Annotated in this window: 19 protein-coding genes; 4 read left to right on the forward strand and 15 right to left on the reverse strand. The window is 37.2% G+C overall.

The window, feature by feature from the left end; genetic code table 11:
- Positions 1 to 191 precede the first annotated feature (191 nt).
- The 9 genes from B5E95_RS07000 to B5E95_RS07040 all read right to left on the reverse strand — a co-directional run bounded on the left by B5E95_RS07000 (position 192) and on the right by B5E95_RS07040 (position 10793).
- The gene (locus tag B5E95_RS07000) at positions 192 to 1388 is read right to left on the reverse strand and encodes a DUF438 domain-containing protein (protein ID WP_087236004.1); all 1197 of its coding nucleotides are present in this window, start codon (positions 1386 to 1388) and stop codon (positions 192 to 194) included.
- Complete coding sequence (locus B5E95_RS07005; RefSeq protein WP_087236006.1) at positions 1381 to 1950, reverse strand: iron-sulfur cluster assembly protein; 570 nt, start codon at positions 1948 to 1950, stop codon at positions 1381 to 1383. The genes B5E95_RS07000 and B5E95_RS07005 overlap by 8 nt, the downstream gene beginning before the upstream one ends.
- A gap of 52 nt (positions 1951 to 2002) precedes the next feature.
- Positions 2003 to 2716, reverse strand: coding sequence for an anaerobic ribonucleoside-triphosphate reductase activating protein (nrdG, locus tag B5E95_RS07010; protein ID WP_025005574.1), 714 nt, complete (start codon positions 2714 to 2716; stop codon positions 2003 to 2005).
- On the reverse strand, positions 2716 to 4920 hold the full coding sequence (gene nrdD, locus B5E95_RS07015) for an anaerobic ribonucleoside-triphosphate reductase (RefSeq protein WP_087236009.1): 2205 nt from the start codon (positions 4918 to 4920) through the stop codon (positions 2716 to 2718). The genes nrdG and nrdD overlap by 1 nt, the downstream gene beginning before the upstream one ends.
- Before the next feature lie 192 nt (positions 4921 to 5112).
- Entirely contained in the window at positions 5113 to 5385 is a 273-nt protein-coding gene (locus B5E95_RS07020; RefSeq protein ID WP_087236011.1) for a hypothetical protein, read from the reverse strand.
- Between the two features lie 101 nt (positions 5386 to 5486).
- The gene (locus tag B5E95_RS07025) at positions 5487 to 6770 is read right to left on the reverse strand and encodes a carboxylate--amine ligase (RefSeq protein ID WP_087236013.1); all 1284 of its coding nucleotides are present in this window, start codon (positions 6768 to 6770) and stop codon (positions 5487 to 5489) included.
- A 22-nt stretch (positions 6771 to 6792) separates the two neighbouring features.
- Positions 6793 to 8742, reverse strand: a complete 1950-nt coding sequence (asnB, locus tag B5E95_RS07030; RefSeq protein ID WP_087236015.1) for an asparagine synthase (glutamine-hydrolyzing) — start codon at positions 8740 to 8742, stop codon at positions 6793 to 6795.
- Between the two features lie 115 nt (positions 8743 to 8857).
- Positions 8858 to 10255 carry a metallophosphoesterase family protein gene (locus tag B5E95_RS07035; RefSeq protein ID WP_087236017.1) on the reverse strand — a complete coding sequence of 466 codons (1398 nt, stop codon included), beginning with the start codon at positions 10253 to 10255 and terminating at the stop codon, positions 8858 to 8860.
- A 52-nt stretch (positions 10256 to 10307) separates the two neighbouring features.
- Entirely contained in the window at positions 10308 to 10793 is a 486-nt protein-coding gene (locus B5E95_RS07040) for a hypothetical protein (RefSeq protein WP_087236019.1), read from the reverse strand.
- A 154-nt stretch (positions 10794 to 10947) separates the two neighbouring features.
- On the opposite strand from B5E95_RS07040, the gene B5E95_RS07045 reads away from it, so the two are divergent.
- On the forward strand, positions 10948 to 11520 hold the full coding sequence (locus B5E95_RS07045; protein WP_087236021.1) for a DNA-3-methyladenine glycosylase I: 573 nt from the start codon (positions 10948 to 10950) through the stop codon (positions 11518 to 11520).
- A gap of 46 nt (positions 11521 to 11566) precedes the next feature.
- Here the strand turns inward: B5E95_RS07045 and phnE (B5E95_RS07050) are convergent, their stop codons facing one another.
- The 5 genes from phnE (B5E95_RS07050) to B5E95_RS07070 all read right to left on the reverse strand — a co-directional run bounded on the left by phnE (B5E95_RS07050) (position 11567) and on the right by B5E95_RS07070 (position 15737).
- Positions 11567 to 12379, reverse strand: coding sequence for a phosphonate ABC transporter, permease protein PhnE (phnE, locus tag B5E95_RS07050; RefSeq protein WP_087236023.1), 813 nt, complete (start codon positions 12377 to 12379; stop codon positions 11567 to 11569).
- Positions 12379 to 13170 (reverse strand): phosphonate ABC transporter, permease protein PhnE, encoded by a 792-nt coding sequence (gene phnE / locus B5E95_RS07055; protein ID WP_005721698.1) that lies wholly within the window; start codon positions 13168 to 13170, stop codon positions 12379 to 12381. Before phnE (B5E95_RS07055) ends, phnE (B5E95_RS07050) begins: the two co-directional genes overlap by 1 nt.
- On the reverse strand, positions 13170 to 13943 hold the full coding sequence (phnC, locus tag B5E95_RS07060) for a phosphonate ABC transporter ATP-binding protein (RefSeq protein ID WP_025005582.1): 774 nt from the start codon (positions 13941 to 13943) through the stop codon (positions 13170 to 13172). Before phnC ends, phnE (B5E95_RS07055) begins: the two co-directional genes overlap by 1 nt.
- Before the next feature lie 30 nt (positions 13944 to 13973).
- Positions 13974 to 14909, reverse strand: coding sequence for a phosphate/phosphite/phosphonate ABC transporter substrate-binding protein (locus B5E95_RS07065; RefSeq protein ID WP_025005583.1), 936 nt, complete (start codon positions 14907 to 14909; stop codon positions 13974 to 13976).
- 336 nt (positions 14910 to 15245) lie between these two features.
- Positions 15246 to 15737 carry a universal stress protein gene (locus B5E95_RS07070; protein ID WP_025005584.1) on the reverse strand — a complete coding sequence of 164 codons (492 nt, stop codon included), beginning with the start codon at positions 15735 to 15737 and terminating at the stop codon, positions 15246 to 15248.
- 151 nt (positions 15738 to 15888) lie between these two features.
- Between B5E95_RS07070 and B5E95_RS07075 the strand changes: the two genes are divergently transcribed.
- On the forward strand, positions 15889 to 16692 hold the full coding sequence (locus B5E95_RS07075) for a tyrosine-protein phosphatase (protein ID WP_025005585.1): 804 nt from the start codon (positions 15889 to 15891) through the stop codon (positions 16690 to 16692).
- 19 nt (positions 16693 to 16711) lie between these two features.
- Here B5E95_RS07075 and B5E95_RS07080 read toward each other — a convergent pair whose 3' ends face one another.
- Positions 16712 to 17209 carry a PTS sugar transporter subunit IIA gene (locus B5E95_RS07080; protein ID WP_025005586.1) on the reverse strand — a complete coding sequence of 166 codons (498 nt, stop codon included), beginning with the start codon at positions 17207 to 17209 and terminating at the stop codon, positions 16712 to 16714.
- A gap of 116 nt (positions 17210 to 17325) precedes the next feature.
- On the opposite strand from B5E95_RS07080, the gene B5E95_RS07085 reads away from it, so the two are divergent.
- Positions 17326 to 17802, forward strand: a complete 477-nt coding sequence (locus B5E95_RS07085; protein WP_025005587.1) for a nucleoside 2-deoxyribosyltransferase — start codon at positions 17326 to 17328, stop codon at positions 17800 to 17802.
- Positions 17803 to 18278: 476 nt separating this feature from the next.
- Complete coding sequence (locus B5E95_RS07090; RefSeq protein ID WP_087236025.1) at positions 18279 to 21296, forward strand: TIM-barrel domain-containing protein; 3018 nt, start codon at positions 18279 to 18281, stop codon at positions 21294 to 21296.
- Positions 21297 to 21317 lie beyond the last annotated feature (21 nt).

Raw genomic sequence — 21317 nt, forward strand, 5'->3', positions numbered from 1 at the left:
GGGAAGTCGAACGTATGTCTCTATTTTTAGAATAAAAAAAGCTGACTGCTAGGTCAGCTTGGCCCTATCCATCCCCGCATTAAAATACGGGGATTTTCGGGCGTTTTTCATTAAAAAAACGCATTTCTTCTACCAATTTATTTAGCTCTTTCTTGATCATATTATGAAAAAGTATATTCTAATTTAACCTTCTACAACTTTTTCTTTTCGCCTTTTAAATTTTGAATCTTAGTAATATCTTCCGCAACTTCCAAGCATCCCAAATACTTTCCATTTTCATCGTGCACAGCATAATAGCGCAAATACAATGTTCTCCCCATCTTTTTAGGAGTAAACCAATATTCGATTTCATCACGCTTGCCTTCATGAAAAGCTTTAAAAATCTTCTCAATCAACGGCCGACTCTTAGCCGTATGACAGGAGAAAACTGAATTGCCAATCGCATTTTTAGAATGCGGATAAATTGCGGCACCACCGCCAAAATAGGCTACCTTGTCATTTTCATCAATAAAAGTTAAAGCAAATGGCAATAGATCCAAGATTGCATTCAATTGCTCTAAATTAAGCGCACCTTCCTTGAAGTTGATAAAGAATGAACTCAAATTTTTAACATCAACTGGACCTGCACTATTTTTAGGAAGCTGAGGCTGCCAATTCATCGGCTCACGAATCAAAGTATAGCCAATCTGCTTTTCCTCATTTTTGACATTGTACCAATCTTCTTGATTTGCGACTTCATCAATCATCGGAATCATGATCTCTTCTTCCTTAAAGATCATTTCTAAGACTTCGTGGCTGGCTTTTTTGATTACTTGGTCTAACTCATCTATCTTCACCTGATCTTGGTTAGCGACCTTCTGTGCATCCCTAATCAATGCGCGAATATCATCATCCACACCCCACATTACTTCCGGTGGAGCCGTAATGCCATACTTATTCATAAGTGGAAAAAGTGAAGTCTCTTTTCTGCGATAATGCTTATCGATCGTCGCCAGATCCTTCAATTCTTGCCTAATTTTCTTCAAAGTGTCTTTTCCCTGCCCATATTTAGCTAAATCTGGCAAAAGCGCATCCTTAATTAAAGACTTAAGCACCATATTTTCCAACTTGATCGTGTGAACGGGATGTCCAGGAATCGCAAAATCAGGATTTTCTTCATTTTGCTTAATATTGCCCTTGAACACATCCGCATGGACATTACACAAATACTGAATATCTACTGGATTCAACCCTTGCTTGATCAATTCCCGTTCAGCTGCCGTAATCTCAGCCACGTCCACTTGATCAAACTCTTTTTGAAACATTTCCTTGGCCGTTTTAAAATCACCGCCATTTTGAATATAATGCAAAATCTTTAAAATCGCATCTTGTCTTTTTTTATCAGTCATTGATTACCTTATACCCTTTTTCTTCAAACGCTTTTTTCACCTTCGCCAAATCAATTTTCATGGCTTGAGCTCCAAGCGGAATCGTCATTACTCTACCTACCGTATTAAGCAAACCTGGAATCTTAATTCGAGTAAAACCACAATCATACATAATCTGAACAAAATCCGGATATTTATCCGCCATCTTTTTAATTGGTAAATTAAAGTCGATTATCTTAGCTTCATTTTGAGACTCAGCCTTCTTTTTCTCCTGCATCCCCAGCTGCTCTTTTGCCGCCTCTGACATGCGTTCAGGTGACCACACAGGATACCAAACTAGCCGAATATCACATTTACTAATGCCATCAACCTGCAAAACTGCATTTTGAATGCTATTTTGCAAATAATCAGACAGTGGACAACCCATAATAGTCAAAGTCATCTTGATAGTGGCTTTTTCTTTTTCAATATCAATACCATATATCAGGCCCAAATTAACTACATCAACCTGTAATTCTGGATCAATTACCTTAGTCAATGCCGTCATAATTTGATCTACTTGTTTTATATTTTCTTCTTTCATCTTTTTCCTATCTAGCAAAAAAGTCTGGAAATCTTCCAGACTTTATTCTACTTTATCGCTGTAATTTATCCCAGATTACTACCTTGCCTGCCTTCATCGATTTAGGCACATCAATGATGCGCTGATTACTAGAACCTCTGAACTGCAAGGTTAAATCCTTTAAATCATTCATAAAACGACCGTCGACTAAAATATCGATCTTCGAAAGCATTTCTTTTTTATCAGGCGTCTCTTTTTGCAATTCGTCCCAAGTATAACCTGACCAAGACCAAATATCTTTTTTATGACCAAATTCTTTTCTAATACGATTAATAATTCTTAGACAAACATCAGTATTCAGGAAAGGTTCGCCGCCCAACAAGGTTAAGCCTTGCACGTAGGACTGAGACAAATCATTGATAATTCTGTCTTCCAATTCTTGAGTATATGGGAAACCATAATTAAAGTTTTGTGCTGCTAGATTGTAACAACCAGGGCAATCAAACAAACAACCTGAAACATATAGACTACAGCGGACGCCTTCACCATCGACAAAGTTAAAGGGCTTATAATCAGCTACTTTATGCTTAGAATAATCCTTTGATACCCATTCACCCGGCTTAGGGTTCTTAGGCTTACGATGCAATCTTTTTAGCTTTTTTTGATGCTCAATCTGCGGTTTATATTGGTCTGGATCAACAAACATGGTATCGCCACCCATATTAACCTTGATTAAGTTGCTGCGAATGTCAGGCCCTTCTTGTGGATTTTTATCTTTTTCAGGCATTAGTATTCACCATTCTTAACTTCTTCTTCAGTAGCCAAGCTATCTTCCATGCCAAAATCCATATGTTTTACACGGTGAATAATTTCTTCGTGACGGCCGTGAACCATCGGTCTCTTCAATGGGTTACCCAAGTAGCCACAGGTTCTCTTAACACAATCACAAGTTGCAGGATCATGGTTACCGCACTTAGGACATTGGAAGCCTTTAGCCGTAGATTCAAATTCACCGGCAAAACCACACTTGTAGCATTTATCAATTGGTGTGTTGGTTCCGAGATATCCTACCTTGTCGTAAGCCCAATCCCAAACAGCTTCTAGCGCTGCCGGATTTTGCTTCAAGTTAGGATATTCGCAATAATGGATAAAGCCACCAGCTGCATAATATGGATATGGTGCTTCGAAGGTTAACTTTTCAAAAGGTGTTGGGTGTTTTCTGACATCATAGTGGAATGAATTAGTGTAGTATTCCTTGTCTGTAATATCTTTGATTTTGCCAAATTTTTCCGTATCAAGACGGCAGAAACGATCAGTTAAACTTTCACTAGGAGTTGAATATAAACTGTAGTGCCAGTGGTACGGATCTTCTTTTTCCCATTTAGCACACAAGTCGTGCATGCGTTTAACAATTTCAATAGTAAAATCATGCGCTTCTTCATTGTGTTCCCAATCAGGACCGTAGAAGACAGTCCCCACCTCGTACAAACCAATGTAGCCTAATGAAATAGTAGCACGACCATTCTTGAAGAGTTGGTTGACATCATCACCGGGCTTAAGTCGTTTACCAAATACACCATATTGATACATGATTGGAGCATTTTCTGGCTTAGCTTGAATAGCGCGACGACCCTTAAAAGCGAGTGCTTGATGACAGGTCCGCATACGTGTATCAAAGATCTTCCAGAAAAGTTCTTTATCGCCATGACTTTCCATCGCAATTCTAGGCAAGTTCACGGTTACTACACCGAGGTTCATTCTACCTGAGTTTACCTCATGACCGTTTTCATCTTTCCAGCCTTGCAAGAATGAACGACAACCCATCGGTGCCTTGAATGAACCGGTGATTTTTTTAATTGTGTCGTACATCAAGACATCTGGGTACATTCTCTTAGTAGAACATTGAATAGCCAATTCTTTGACATCATAATTAGGATCGCCAGGATGAAGATTCAAACCCTTTTTGATAGTGAACACTAGCTTAGGGAAGATAGCCGTTCTTCTTTCTCTACCTAAACCTTTAATTCGAATTCTCAAAATATCTTTTTGAATTTCTTTTTCAATCCAAGAAGTACCAAGACCAAAGCCTAAAGTTGTAAATGGAGTTTGTCCTTGACTAGAGAACATGGTATTGATTTCGTATTCAAGACCTTGCATCGCATCATAGATGTCCTTCTTGGTTTGCTTTCTCGCATATTGCTCTACCTTTTCAGGATCATCAATAAATTCAGCCGCATCCTTTAAGTGCTTGCGATAATTCTTTTCCGCAAATGGTGCAAGAACTTCATCAGCACGATCAAATGAACAACCACCATACTGACTAGAAGCCACGTTGGTAATAATTTGGGTAACTTGGTGTGTTGCTACATTAATTGAATTAGGACTAGTCATATAGGCATTACCGATCTTAAAACCGTTAGTCAACATGTCCTTAAAATCGATTAAGCAGCAGTTAGTCATTGGTGAAAGAGGCGTGTAATCTAAGTCATGCCAGTGAATATCACCGCGCAAGTGAGCTTTAGCAATGTGCTGCGGCATCATAGTCAAACCAACGGTCTTTCCCACCGTACCCGCAGTTAAATCACGCTGAGTGCTGAAAACTTCACTATCTTTGTTGGCATTTTCGTTAACGATCGTAGGATCACCGTGCACCATGCGCTCTAATCTAGCACGAGTATCAGTCTGCTTGAGCCAATTCTTTTCATCTTGCTTACGATAATCTACGTAAGCCTTTGCTTCATCCAGGTAGCCTAATTCATGCAGACTCTCTTTAAAAGCATGAGCTACATCTTCAGCCTTCACAGTAGTGGTAGTTAATTTAGCTGCAATCTTTTCAATCACAGCATCTGCTTCATCATCCAAGCCGAGACTGTGCAAGACCATTTTTAATTTAAAAATTTCAAATGGATATTTCGCCCCATCACGCTTAATGAAGGTCGTTGGCAAGTTTAATTCAGTTTCTTTTTGATAGTCAAATTCTCTTTTAAGCATAATTATCACTCCAAAATCTCGTATCTAAATCATACCATAGGTACAACATCTTGTATTCTGTTCAAATATAGATGAGTATATCTTGTATTAGACAAAATAGCGTGTTAAAGGGAATAATTCATGCAAAAATAATTTCAAAAAAAGATGAAGCAAATCAAATTGCTTCATCCCTCAAATAATATTAATCTTTATTTATTTTTTAGCTTGAGCTTTTTCAATCAATATTCTGATGATATTCAAGACGAACATCCAAGCAATGTTGTAAATCCAAACCTCACAGATCATCCAAAGCAAAATTCTTGGAACTAACCAGCCAAAGTAGCAAGAACATAATTGTTTGCAGTTGTGCTGGATCACTAACGGCAAACCAGTTTTAGGATCAACTTTCAATTTAGTTAATACTTGCTTCAAATCAGTTTTTTCTAAATCTGATTTTGGAGCTGTTTTATTTGATTTTTCATCCATCAGAATCCCCCTTTTCAAAATACTCTGTTCTGTTCACGTTCATTGTAAGGCCATGACAGACAAAAAAGCCACCGAAACAACTTCGATGGCCTTAATTATCATTATTTATCTAATCTTTCATTTTCTTCTTTAAAGATTTTGCCCTTATTAACTTCGTAATAAGTCTTGTAGCGCTTGTAATAGTTATGGAACATGTACTTCATCAATAGCCAACGCTTAAAGCTCTTGTCCTTATCATAGAAAACAGTAGTGCCATAACGACCTTCACGAATTAATTCATCGGCCTTTTCTTTATATTCATTTTCAAAGGCATATTCATTGAAGATCTTCTTTGGTACACCCAACCATAACTTGTACTTAGATTCAAATTTGTTACCGTAAACAGTTTCCTTATCCTTCAAGGCATCTTCTACATAATCATCAATGTACCATTTAGCTAAATTGTAGCCATTCAAGGTTACGTAGAAGCTAGAACGACCCTGACGTAAGTTAATTTCAAAGAATTTGAATTCGCCGTCTCTTGGATCGTACTTGATATCAAAGTTAGCCATACCAGTATAGTTCAACTTTTCAAGGAATTGTTGAACCTGTTCATACAACTTTTCATTGTATTCTGGCAAGATAGCCATGTAGTTGCCAATTGACTGTGGCGTTGGATCTTCCAAAAGTGGGTGACCTAAACACATCATCTTCACTTGATGATTCTTATCTACATAAGCATTCAAGGTACGCATGTTAGAGTCATCACCCGGGATAAAGTCTTGCAAAATAAGATCAGCTTTGTATCCGTGAGTATAAATCTTAGTAACGATATCCTTGAATTCATCCTTATCTTGAATGGCAAAAGTCTTCTTACGACCTTCAAATTGACATTTAAGCCATGAAACAGGATCCTCTGGCTTAAGTTCTACAGGGAAATCGAATGGTACGTCTAAATACTTTTCAGACTTATAGTCATCCATGGTAATGATCTTAGTCTTAGGATATGGCAAGCCATATTCTTCAGCAGTCTTGTAGAAGCCTTCCTTTGAAATTAAAACTTCAAGCAAGTCATAATCAATATAAGGAACGATGAAGACTTTACTCAATTCTTCCTTGTGCTTAGCCAAAAGTTCCGCATAACCGTCACCACAAGCGATCAAAATAACTGGTTCTTCGTGACTCTTGTATTCTTCCATCTTCTTGTGCATTACATCCATGAAAGTTGGATCACTACTAAAACCATGATGCAATTCAACATCGACAATGCTGGAGTAGCGCGTTGCGGCAAGTTGAACATCAGCCAAAGCTTTAACCTTGATACCATAGGCTTCATTAAACGAACGAGCCATACCATAAACATTAATGTCACTACCAAGTAAAATTGGTGTAAATTTTTTAGTCATTATCCTAAATTAAACCCCTAAATTATAGTAATTTGCCTTGTGAAATTAATTTTGCAACTTCAGGTTGAACATGTTGGTATTTCTTAACAGTATTTTCGTAATCAACAAAGAACAACTTGTACCAAACAAGGAAGGTGTAGATAGCCCAGATTTGACGTCTGTGTGAGCCGTCCCCTTCGTAGTTGTCATCGAGCAATTTAATGATCTTCTTTTGATCAAAAATATCGTTAACAAATTCTTCTTCAAACAGAGCACGAACTTGCTTGTAAAAACGTGGTTCCTTAAGCCATTGTTTGATTGGCGTTGGGAAACCAAGCTTTGGACGTTTTGCCCATTCATCTGGCAAAACTTTTTCTGAAGCCTTACGCAAAGCATACTTAGTATCGTGACGGTTAACTAAGTACTTAGTTGGAATAGAGTTGGCAAGCTCTGCAATCTTCTTATCAAGATATGGTACACGAACTTCAAGTGAGTGGGCCATTGAGATCTTGTCAGCTTTTTGTTCAATATCATTAAGCATAAAGTGGTGCAAATCAATGTATTGCATTTGCTTAACGTTATCAATATCCTTAACCTTCTTGAAGTCCTTTTGATAAATGCCATTAACGGTCAACTTATTGCGGTAAGTTGGCTGCAAAATACTATTAGCATCCTTAGAAGTAAAGATAGTTGGGTAATCCATATCATAGATGACTGATTGACCTACGTAAAATTCACTTGGCTCAGCTAAATTAGTATACATGTGAACCTTACCTGGGAAGTTAGGCATCTTCTTAATCTTATGAGCTAACTTAACTTGCTTCTTCTTAGGCAATTTCTTTAATTCGCTAGTAAAGACCTTAATGATGTCATTATGAGTATGCATTCCGTAGTTGACATAACCAGCAAACAATTCGTCAGCACCTTCACCAGAAAGAGCAACAGTAACATGCTTACGCGCTAACTTACACAAGTACCAAAGCGGAATGATTGATGGGTTGGCATCAGGTTCATCCATGTGGTATTGCATTTCTGGGAAGTCACGCATAGCTTCATCAGCGTCTACCTTGTCACTAAAGAAAGTCCAGTGATTGATATCTGCCAAAGCCTTAGCCTTTGAAGCTTCATCGTAAGTTGAATCATCAAAGCTGACTGAGAAAACATCATCTGGGTTAAGCAAAGTAGTTAAGTATGAAGAGTCAACACCTTCAGATAAGAACGCACCAACTTTAACATCAGCGTTTCTGTATAAATCAACAGTTTCTTTCAAGTCATCGTTGATTCTCTTTAAAGTTTCTTCAAAGCTTAAGCTATTTTCCTTATATTCAGCGTCCCAGTATTGATGAGTCTTCATTTCACCATCTTTATATTCGAACCAGTGACCAGCTGGGAAGCGGTAAACACCTTTAAAGAAAGTTTCTTCAAGGTCATTATATTGGTTCATTAAATATGGCTTAACGGCTTCAACGTTTAATTCACGCTTAAACTTTGGAAATTCTAAGAAGCTCTTAAGTTCTGAACCAACAAGCAAGTGACCGTTTTGGTTGCTGTAATACATTGGCTTAATACCAAAGAAATCACGAGCACCATAAAGAGTCTTGTTGTTGTCATCCCAGATAAGGAAAGCAAACATTCCGCGTACACGCTTAAGCAGGCCATCCATGCCCCATTCTTCATATCCATGAAGAAGAACTTCAGTATCTGCCTTAGTTGAAAAAACGTGTCCAGCTTTAATTAATTCTTCTCTAAGTGGCTTAAAGTTGTAAATTTCGCCATTAAAAATAATGGCTCTAGTTTTATCTTCATTATAAATTGGTTGACTTCCGCCTCGAAGATCGATAATTGACAATCTTCTAAAGCCAAGTGCAACTTCATCATTAGTGTAATAACCGTCGGAACTAGGTCCACGGTGCTTGATCGTCGCCATCATCTTACCAATGACAGCTTGTTTTTCATTTATTTTTGGATCATAAAATGCGACAATTCCGCACATAGTCAAATTCCCCTAAGTTAATCTCTCTAAAATTATATCTAGTTATTTTTTCACGTTAACTTTCTTATTATAAGCTAAAGACTTGTAATAGCCAAATGGCTTTACCATTCTTTAATCAAATAAAGTAAACGCGTCTTCTTGAAGCTGCACCATAACCAAACGACTGAATCCGATGACGCTTCAAATCAACATTTACAATATAGCCCGCAAATTCATTGTTATGATCAATTTTACGGTTCAAATTCTTATTATATTTAGTCGTTAACGAATGATTTGGTCCCATTAAGGCTGAGCAATTGAATAAAACATATTGAATACCATTGATGCGATATTGATCTTCACGGTGACGATGTCCGCAGAAATAAGCTACAATACGAGCATTTTTCACTTTAGTAAAATCAAAGTAGTTAGATAAACGAAATTCAGCGGGTTCACCATCACTGGCATGCATCCGTCCCTTTTCGCGTTGGTTAAAGGCAACTAATAATTCATGCAAAGAACGTCCATTATATTTCAATGCGTTTGAACCCTTTCGATTAATTGGATTAGCATGACTCATGAAGATGATCTTTTTATTGGAAGACTTAGTAAGAATTTCAATAATTTCTTCGATCTGATCTTCCCGCACTGCCAGAGTAATTTTAGTATCGTAACGTTTGTGACCTTTATTATCTAAAATATAAGGAAGGTCAGAAGTATTAACAGACACTACCCGAACATCATCAATATCAAAATAAGCTACGCCATGCTGACGAGAAACATAATGGATGCCCTTTTGACGATACATGTCGGGCCACATAATATTTTCAAATTCATTTTCAGGGAACGATGCTTTAAGATCATGATGCTCATCAAATTTATCATTTTCATCGTGATTTCCCTTAATATTTAGATATGGTACTTTATCTGATTTAAATGAATCCTTTAATTTAATAAGTTCACTTTCACCGATTAAACCGGCATCAGAGCCATCAATCCAATCGCCGAGGTGTGCCTTTAAATCAAGCAAGCCAAACTTTTCTAAATAAGCAAACTCTTGCACATGTTGCAAGCCGTTCCAGCCGTAGAAATCCACACTATCTTTATCTTTAAAATGAGTATCGGTGATTACTCCGATATTGACTGAATTCTTACCTTCACGAATATGCTTTTTTACTTCGCTTACATAATTATCAAGATAGTCTTCTACCAAGTAGCGACGGCCCGTTTTTTTACTATGAAATGCTCTAAAACGCCCTAATTCATTACTATACTTACGAATATATTCAGGCGCTAGTTCAGTTGTACTTTCGGAGCTAAGTGCCTGACGCAGTATTCCATCCTTATCTTGATAAACAGTTAGCACAAATTTCTTACCATCTGGTGTACCATCTTCTGCATCAACATGATATTCACCAATAGTGGTATATTTTTGCATAGGATCTAGTAACTCGCCATCTTTATCCATGGCTGAACGCTTTCTTGCTCCTACGATCTTATCAACTATTCCTTTAGTATGTTTCAATAGCTTCATTTTTCGCCCCAAAGACAAAAAAAGCCGGCTCTCGCGACCCGACTCAAATAATTTATGCGTTGTGTGCTAAAGCATAAGCAGCAAGTCCTACTGACAAAACAGCATCTTTAGACAATACTTCTTGTAAATCCTTGGCAGCAATTGCTTGAACTGCGCCAATAACCTTTAAACTGTAAACGATAACTCGATAATCAGTGGCTGGATCATACAAATCATCTTCATATGGATTTTCGTGGTTGTAAGTTAAATTAATTTCATCCTTATCAACATAACCATCAACGTGGTTAGTTAAGATACGGTCATGTAAATCAGTTAACTTATCAGCCATTTTGATCAAAGTTAATTTATGATCGCTTTCTGCTTCGTAGTATTCTTCTTCGGTCATATCAAAGTAATCTTTAATAGGATTATTCAAAACGTCCAAGTTATCAATTACTTTATAGACAGCTTCAGCGTCAAAGTCTTGTTCACCATTCAAAATCTTGTCTTGTGATAAGGCTAAATCATCAGCCAACATCATGGTATCTAATTTTTCCATATGATCCTCCTCAAAATTCACCCCTAATTATAGCAAAAAAAGGGATTAAAGCCTGCATTTCAAACTTAAAAATAAAATTTCTTAGAAAAAAATCCACTTTTTTTGCGTAATAAATATTAGAGAGTAAAAATATTATTTTAAAGGAGAAAATTTCATGAATGAAACTAGAATATTACGCTGCCCTTGGGGCGATGTAAAAGACGAAACAGTGAGAAACTACCATGATCATGAATGGGGCAAATTAAATTTAGATGATCAATATTTATATGAAATGCTGGTACTTGAACTTTTTCAATCAGGGCTCAGTTGGTCCACAATTTTGCACAAACGCGAGAACTTCAGAAAAGCTTTTAAGGAATTCGATGTAGAAAAAGTTGCTCAAATGACCGATTATGACGTAGGCCTGCTGATGCAGGACAAAGGCATCATCCGTAATCAAATCAAAATCAATGCCGCAATCAAAAATGCTAAGGCGATCCTAGTAGTTAAGCAAGAATATGGCAGTTTCGCCAAATATTTGCAAAGTTTTATCCCTTCACCAATTGTGCATCATCCCGATACCATTGACGAAGTTCCTACCACTAACGACATTGCAAAGCAGATTGCCAAGCAAATGAAAAAAGATGGTTTCTTTTTCGTAGGTCCTGTAATTATCTATTCTTACCTCCAAGGAATTGGCTTAATTAATGACCATCTTGAAGATTGTTACTTCAAAAATAATGGATGAAAAAAAGAGAAGACGTTTGTCTTCTCTTTTTCATAGGAATTAAAAATTAAACTAACTTCTTTCTGATCCAACCTGAGATCCAGTCAATGATAACAACCATAATGATGATACCAAGCAAAATGATACCTACACGGTCCCATTGACGATATTGAAGTGCAATGATTAATGGATAACCGATACCACCGGCACCTACCAAACCAAGGATAGATGCGGAACGAATTGAAACATCAAAACGATACAAGGTGTTAGAAATCAAAGCTGGCATCAAGTTAGGCATAGTTGAAAACATGATTACGTGGAACTTAGAACCACCGGCTGCAATAACAGCTTCGTTTGGCCCTTCTTCCAAGTTTTCAATAGCCTCTGAGAACAACTTGGCAAGCATACCAACTGAGTGGAAACCTAATGCCAAAACACCGGCTGCAGAACCAGGACCCACGGCCTTGATGAACATCAAAGCAAGAACAATTTCAGGGAATGAACGGATAATTGCCAAAACAATTTTACCGATTCTTGAAGTGTACCAATGCTTGTGCTTGGTATGGGCTGCCCAGAAGGCAAATGGCAATGAAATAATTGCGGAAATGAATGTACCTAAGAAAGCGATACAAATGGTTTGCCACAATTGTGAGATCAAGTCTTCACCTGAGCCATTGTAAACATAGCCCCAGTCAGGATGGAAAATACCTGAGAAGATTGCACCGGCAATTTGACCAGCAGTGGCTTTAATACCACCGAAGTTAATACCAGTACATGACCAAACAATAATTACGATAGTGGCAATTGCAATTAGCCAATGTGCAACTTGTTTCTTACGGTCAACGGGTTTAGCGGGTAATTTTTTTATTGTAGTATCCATTATTTCATTAACGCCTCCCGTGACTTAGATGAAACGTAGTCGATCAAGACAACAACTACGATAATAACGATGATGATCGTACCAGTTTGAGCGTAATTGAAGACCTGCAAAGTTTGTTGCAAGTTCAAACCAATACCACCGGCACCGATATAACCAAGGACTGTTGATGCTCTGACGTTGATTTCAAATGCATATAGAACATATGAAATGAAGTAAGTGATAATTTGTGGCATAACTGCGTAATGGATAATTTGCAATTTGTTTGCACCTACGGCAGTCAAAGCTTCAATTGGACCTGGATCAATTGTTTCGATTGCTTCGTAGAACAACTTAACAACCACACCAAAGGTGAAGACTGCTAAAGCCAAGATACCAGCAACTGGACCGATACCTACGATAGCTACGAAGATCGCACCAAGAAGCAAGTCAGGAATGGTTCTGACAATGTTCATGATCACACGAAGAATGCCAGTCACAGCCTTGTTCTTAACGATGTTACGGGCAATCAATAATGAGTAGATAAATGCGACAACAGATCCAATTACCGTACCCAAGACAGCCATCTTGATGGTTTCAATCAACTTAGGCCAAACAACGTTCAAGTAGCTCCAATCTGGATGAGACATTTGAATAAAGATGTCAGCAAATTGGTTCCAGTTTTCAAACAAGACACTAATGTGCGTGTTAGTAACATTGATTGAAATAAATAGTCCTGCAATCATGATGATTGTCCAAACCAAGTTCATTACTTTGAACTTACGCTTAGGCAATTGATTTACTTGTTCAGGCATTATTCATCCTCCTCGCTGCCGTTACCACCATTGTAAATATTAGTGAAGACAGACTTAGGAGTATCTTTCATCTTGCCATCGTAAACTACTTGACCAGCACGGATACCGATTACTCTTTCACCAAATTGTTGTGCAAGTTCGATACTGTGCAAGTTAGCAACTACGGTCATGCCGTATTTTTCATTAAGCATCTTCAAGTCATTCATGACTCTCACTGAAGTCTGTGGATCAAGTGATGCAGTTGGTTCATCAGCCAAGATGATCTTTGGATTTTGCATAAGCACACGTGCAATAGCTACACGTTGTTGTTGACCACCTGATAACTCGTCAGCACGTGCATAAACTTTATCGGCCAAATCAACTTGTTGTAAAGCTTCATAAGCCTTTTGTTTATCTTCTTTATCGAATAAGTTAAAAGTAGTCTTCCAAGTTGGGTAGTAAGCTACGCGGCCTACCAAAACATTGCGCAAAACACTAGAACGCTTAACCAAGTTAAAGTTCTGGAAAATCATTCCGATATCGCGACGTAATTTACGCAAATTCTTGCCTTTAGCACTTGTAATTGATTTGCCGTCAATCAAAATATCGCCTGAAGTAATATCATGCAAACGATTGATTGAACGTAGCAAAGTTGACTTACCAGCGCCAGACAAACCAACAACTACTACGAATTCACCTTTATTAATAGTTAAGTTGATGTCCTTTAAACCTACAGTACCATTGTCGTAGATCTTGGAAACATCTTTTAATTGGATCATTGGCTTATCTGCCATTTAATCGTCAAACTCCCTTAATTAAATTTATTATTTCTTAGTTGATTCAACGATCTTGTCGTATTTACGGATAACGTTGAAGTCACTATCTTTTGCGTATGCGTAACCTTCGTGGCTATATACGCTTTCGATAACTTTCTTACCTTCCTTTGACTTACCTACAGCGATGAATGCCTTAGCAAGCTTCTTACGGAATGACTTAGACATACTTGGAATTACTGAGATAGTGTCGTTAGGAATTGGCTTAGTAAAGTAAATTGGAACAACTTGACTCATGATCTTTGGGTTGTCCTTCTTAACGATGTTACGTGCATCCTCAAAGACGAAGGCTGCATCAGTATCGCCGTTTAATACGTTCAAAACAGCTTGGTCGTGACCAGTAACAGTAACTAACTTACAACTCTTAGTTACGTCCAAACCCTTTTGCTTAAGTTCAGCAACTGGGAATACGTATCCAGCTGATGAAGTTGGGTTTTGAACTGAAATTGACTTACCCTTTAAGTCTTTCCAGTTCTTGATCTTTGAACCCTTCTTAACAAGGATTTCTGCACGATAGCTCTTTACTAATTGGTTAGTTGCTTTACCACCTGGTTGCTTAACACCGTAACGTTCAGCTTGCAAAAGCAAATCAGCTGCGCCTTGCTTGTGAGCTAAAACATAACCATCTGGTGGAAGGAAACCTACATCAACTTTCTTTGATTTCATAGCTTCCACAACGGTGTTGTAGTCAGTTGACATAGAAACGTGAACTGGGATACCCAATCTCTTTGAAAGCATCTTTTCAAGAGGCTTTGCACGGGCTTGCAACTTAGTTGCAGCTTGACTTGGTACAAATTGAATAGTTAATGACTTTGGAGTGTAGTTTTCTTTGTTAGATGAACTACTACTCTTGCTTGAACATGCAGTTGCAACTACCGCAACAAGTAATGCAACTACTGCTACCAAGATTCTTCTAAATCTTTTCATATTGTCCTCCATGAACAAAATAGTGATAAAACAAACAACGCCATAAAAAAAGACTTAATTACGGGGCGACAAAAACGATCAATAATTAAGCCTGATTAATAGCACAGATATTAGTAAAACGAACAGAAAAAACGTCTCCAAAAGCGGAAGACTTGCCGATAACAATAAATTTATTTACATCCTTAAGCAAAACTCATCCACTCCCTTCAGCAGCTCTACGTTCATTTGTTAAAATAATACCAAAAATATTCGGGTTCTATCAAGCCTTTTTAGGAAACTTTTCATTAAAAAATAGCTAGATGAATTTATGTTCATCTAGCTATTAACACTATTTAATTAGTTCTTCTTCATTGTTGGTTTAACTGGGTTGTTAGCCATATCAGTCTTAACAATCAATACATCAGCTAAAGCATGTTGGTTAACGTATTCAGTAACTGAACCCATCAACATTCTTTCAACTGCATTAAGACCTGTTGCACCCATAACGATTAAGTCATTATGGTGGTCTTTGATGAAGTCGTAAGAAATAATACGCTTAGGACTACCATAACGAATATGGTAATCTACATCATCAAAGTTAAAGTTATCATGAGCCCATTTCTTCAAACTCTTCAAATATTCTTCAGAGTCTTGAGTCATTTGGTAAATAGTATCGCCAGAAATCAAAGTGTCTTGCATTTCACCCATAAATTGACGAGTATCGATAACGTTCAATACATCAACGTGAGCACCATCACGTAAACCAACTCGAACAGCCTTATCAAAAGCTCTTTCTGCTGATTCCGAACCATCAACTGGAACTAAAATACTTTCTTTATCTGTTGCCACTTTTCTTCATCTCCTATCCGATTGCTTTATTCTTAATGTTTATTTTAACATAATTTTGTAAGCTATTACTTTTCTAAATAATTGTTTAGGCTCATATTTGTTGCTAAAATAATATGCATGACAACATTTAATTACAGAAAGGAGCATTTTTTTGACCCAAAAATTAATTAATCAATTAATCGGCGTAACCAGTGGCCGCAACTTCCGTGAACTTGGAGGTTATGAAACTTTATCTGGCAAAAAAATCAAGATGCATAAACTTCTTAGAACTGGTAATTTGGCTGATCTATCACCATTTGACAAGCAGTTCTTAACTGATTACGGCGTAAAATATGACGTTGACTTTAGAAGTAAAGAAGAAGTGGATAATCAACCTGATCGCGTTCCAGACGGTGTTGAATACATTTATGATCCCGTCTTTAGCGAAGACTTAACCAATTCATCTAAGAGTCTAAACGATTTGAATAAGCAAGCCGCTAACGATGCTGACTTCGGTTTTGATCACATGCACTATGCTTATGAAGACATGATCGAAAGTGAATCTGCTCAAAATGCATATCGTAAACTTTTTGAAGTCTTGCTCAAAAATGATGGCGAAAACGAAAGCGTCATCTTCCACTGTACTGCTGGTAAAGACAGAACCGGCTTTGGTGCAATGCTAATTTTAAGTGCTTTGGGTGTACCGTTTAGCACTATCAAAAAAGATTACCTTTTAACTAACATTACTACCAAGGACTTCGTTGACAGCATGGTTGAACATGCACGTCAAAACGGTCGTAACGAAAACGTTCTTCAATCAATTCGAGACATTCAAAGTGTCCGTCCTGAATATCTTGATCATGCCATTAAGGTATTGAATGACAAATACGGCAGTATCAATAACTATTTACGTGATGTTATGAAGCTCTCTAGCGCAGACATTATGAAATTACGTGAAATTTACCTTGAAGACTAAAAAAGAAGGCTAGAAAATTTTAGTCTTCTTTTTTCATAAATTTTTGCTTTAAAAATGCATAAATCGCTTGCGGATCGGTAAAATTAAATACTTCCCGCAATTCATTAGCCGGAGTATCAGCCAAGAAATCCATTACGCTAGCTAACAACTTAGCCTGTCCATCAGGATCATTGTCCAAAAGCATAAACAAGAATTTTACTTCTAATGTTTCTTCAGGCTTAATCATATTATGAAAAAGAACCGGTTGTTTAAGTGCTACTGGCACAATCAAACGCGTATTTACAAACTCACCTTCCGTGTGCGGCACTGCAATATTAGGAATATTTTGACCTAACGTTTTAGTATCTAAACCGGTAGGAAAATTGTGTTCACGCTCAACAATATGTGATAAGAAGTTACCTTTCACATAGCCTCGCTCAAGCAATTTATCATAAACTTCTTTTAAAACTAAGTCCTGCTTTAATTGATCAGACACAAAAACTGCATCTGAAGCAAAAAGATTTTCAGTATTGGTCATTGAATTTTACCCTCTATTATGGAATTACTATTTTTAGCGTAAGTTAACAAGACGTTTTTTTCAATTGAAAAGATGTTAAAGTTAATTCATCAGCAATTTTTATGAGGGTGAAAATTATGGAAAAGAAAAAGACTTTATATTTTGGTGCCGGTTGGTTCAACGAAAAGCAAAACAAGGCTTACCAAGAAGCTATGGCAGCTTTAAAAGAAAATCCAACAGTTGATTTAGAAAATAGCTACATACCTCTTGATAATCAATACAAGGGTATTCGCGTTGATGAACACCCAGAATACTTACACGATATTGAATGGGCTTCTGCAACCTACAACAACGACCTAGTAGGAATTAAGACTTCTGATATCATGCTTGGCGTATATTTGCCAGAAGAAGAAGACGTTGGCTTAGGTATGGAACTTGGCTACGCTTTATCTCAAGGTAAATACATTTTATTAGTTATTCCTGACGAAGATTACGGCAAGCCAATTAACTTAATGAGCTGGGGCGTCTGCGACAACGCTATTAAGATTAGCGAATTGAAAGACTTCGACTTTAACAAGCCTCGTTACAACTTCTACGATGGTGCTGTATATTAGCAAACTAAATGACCTATCGCTTAAAAACTGCGATAGGTCATTTTTTAATATTATTCGTCATGTATAAATTATCTTTCCTAAATAAATATATTCCAAGCGATTTTTCAAAAAATTATTATTCTATACCCACTTCATATGGAAGTCCGAGTCACTCATGTAAATCATATATCACTTGGCTATATCATTTTATTACTAAGTTGTTGTTTAGCCTTAAATGCCCATTGGTATCACAAGTCTTTCTTTATATCTGACTAACTACACTAACTATGTCATTGGACTCACCTTTTCTTTTTTCTTTTATTTCTTAATTTCTTTACACTCATAATATAGCACATTTTTCTCAAAAGTAAAAGCGCTTACATTAAAATTAGAAATTAAATTTTGATTGACTATTGGCCTTTTAGCATAATTGCACAAAAAGTTAAGATTTTTTCGCTATAATATATGGTAACAAGTTTTATTAGGAAGAAAGCAATATGACACAAAATCAAATAGAAAGACATCAATTAGGTCAACTCATCGGTGCAAATAAACGTGATCATTATTATGAACTTCATTATTCCACTGGAGAAGTTGCTCGTCTTTATATTTTAGCTGACGGAATATTCCGCTATTTCCTTGATCCAGCTAAGGAATTCGACGAAAATCATTCTTCTTTCGTTGACCTGTCTCAATTTAATAATATTTACTTTGAAAAATCTAAAGCCAAGGCCACAAGTGATTCTTTAATCATTCAAACTGGCAATTACCAATTGATTTTTCAACAAAAACCTGCGGTGATGACTATTTTTGACGAGACTTTACACCGTAGTCGTTTATCTCAACTTAGTCCACTTGAACTAAGCAGCAACCAAACAACAGAAATTCTAAAACAACACAAAAATGAATTTTACTTTGGTGGTGGGATGCAGAACGGCTACTTTAGTCATAAAGGTCAAGTCATTCAAATCGAACGCGACCACATTACGGGTAAAGGCGGAGTTTTAACCCAAGTACCATTTTTCTGGGCTAACTCCGGTTTTGGTGAATTAAGAAATACTGAAACTACTGGTAGCTATGATTTTGGTAAAACCAATCATGATGCCGCAATCTTAACTCACAATAGTAAGTTATTTGATACATTTTATTTATTAGGCAACTCACCTAAAGATATTTTGGCTAAGTATTACCTTTTGACGGGTAAACCATTAATGCCACCTAAATATGCTCTGGGTCTGGGTCACGTAGGAAACTTTTTGACTACAATGTGGCAGCCGGGGGAAGCTAAAGAACGTAATGCTACCATGTTCGAAGATGGCAACTATTACACTAGAACTTCCAATCCTGAAGACGCTAACGGTAAGGCCTCATTGAATGGAGAAGAAGAATATCAATTCTCCGCTCGTGCAATGGTTGATCGTTACCAAAAAGAGCATTTCAAACTAAGCTGGATTGTTCCTAACTATCAAGTACAAGATATCAATGCGGAAGCAATGACTAGCTTCAGTGATTATGCTGCAAGTAGAGATGTTAATGCTGGCCTTTGGAGTGAAAATCAAACGCCGAAGGCAACTCCAGATACTACGTTTATTCAAACTAACACCAGCGATCCAAAAATTTTGAAAAATGATGCTTTAATTTTACGTGATAATCTTAAGCGTAAAAGACCTCTCATTTTTTCAAATACAGGAATTGCCGGTAGTCAAAATAGAACGATGCTCGCCTTTGGTGATATTGGAGGCAACTGGGAAAATATTCCAACTCAAGTTGCTGGCTTCCTATGTGCTAGTCTATCTGGCCAACCTTTAATTGGTAGTGCCGTAGATGGAACCGCTGGCGGTGGTAATGCTCAAATTAGTATTCGTGATTTTGAATGGAAGACTTTTACACCACTACTCTTCAGTCTTGATGACCAAGGCAAATTCAGTAAAACGCCATTTGCATATAACAATAAGATGACGCAAATCAATCGTGCTTACTTGCAATTGCGTGAACAATTGCAAACTTACATGTACACATTAATCTATCGTGCTCAAGTTGGTGAACCAATCATGCGGCCTTTATTCTTGGAATTCCCACATGAACAAGTCAATTACACCCCACAAGTTAGCCATGAATTTATGCTTGGGCCTAACTTGCTCATTTCACCAATTGTTAATGGCCGAGAAGACGGTAATGGTAATTCTAGAAAAGATAATCTTTATTTACCAAACCACCGTACGATGTGGGTTGACCTGTTTGACGGCAAGAAGTATTTAGGTGGTCGAGTTTATAATAAACTTTCATATCCATCTTGGCATTTACCAGTCTTTGTTCGTGGCGGCTCTATCTTTGATTTGGGCGAACGCAACTACGTTCTTTACCCACAAGGTCGCAGCAAGATGGTTACCTATGACGATAATGGTTACAACGATTATTCAAGAAACCATGTTGCTACACAAATTACTAGTGAACTTGAAGCAAGCAAACTCAAGATTACGATTGATCCAACTCAAGGTGACTTCAATACCTTCCAAACAGAAAATACCACTAATTTGAACATCATGTGCGATGGTTATCCTGATGGCTTAACCGTTAAAATTAATGATCAAGTCATCGACATGCAAGAATATGGCACAGTCGATACATTCGCTCATGCTAAGGAAGGATTCTTTTTTAATACAAATTACAGCTGGTTGCCTGAATTTGATCAATATCAAGAAAAGAAGCAAACCGCTTTGCAAATCAAGTTAGCTAAGCGCGACATTACTGATTCCAAGATTGAAATTATTATTCGTAACTTCAAGTATGGTAATGAGACTTTAGTACACGCAATCACTGATTCATTATTGCGTTCACCTAAGCAGCCAGCAGTTGATCCAGAAAAGATCAGCTCACATTCACTAACAGTAGTTTGGCCACAATTGACTGATCAAGTTCAAATTGAAATTAATGGCATTTTGCATGATGGTATCGATGGTAGCTCATTTACCTTCCATGGATTGGCTCCTAATACTCGTTACAGTATGCGTTTGCGTTATGTTGCTAAAAACAAAGTTTCTGAATGGTCAGATCCATTTGGTGCAATCACTAAACCAGATCCAATGAATTTTGCCATCAGAGATATTCAAACTACTAGTAACATGACTAGTCAAAAAGATCATCCTTTGAAGTATTTGACTGATCTTAAACTCGCTAGTGAATGGGAAACTGTTAATGGCGTCAGTGAAGATCAACCGCTTGAATTAACCTTCAAGTTTAATCAATTGGAACACTTAAGCAGAATGGTTTGGGTTCCAAGAAAGATTGATCATCAAGGTGATCCTATTGAAGTCAGCGTAGAAACTTCTGTTGATGGTACTAACTTTAAACCATATGGCGAACGACTTACTTGGAAATCTGACAGCAAGAATAAGGTTGTTGGTTTAAGAGACGTCAAAGCTAAGGCAATGAGAATCAGAGTTTACAAATCATCTGGTCCGATTGTTGCAGCTGAAGAGGTTATCTTCTTTAAAGAAAAAAAGAATAATGATTAAGCAAAAAGAGCTCTCGATATG

It is taken from the genome of Lactobacillus gallinarum (assembly GCF_002160635.1).
GTDB classification, from domain to species: Bacteria; Bacillota; Bacilli; order Lactobacillales; family Lactobacillaceae; genus Lactobacillus; species Lactobacillus gallinarum.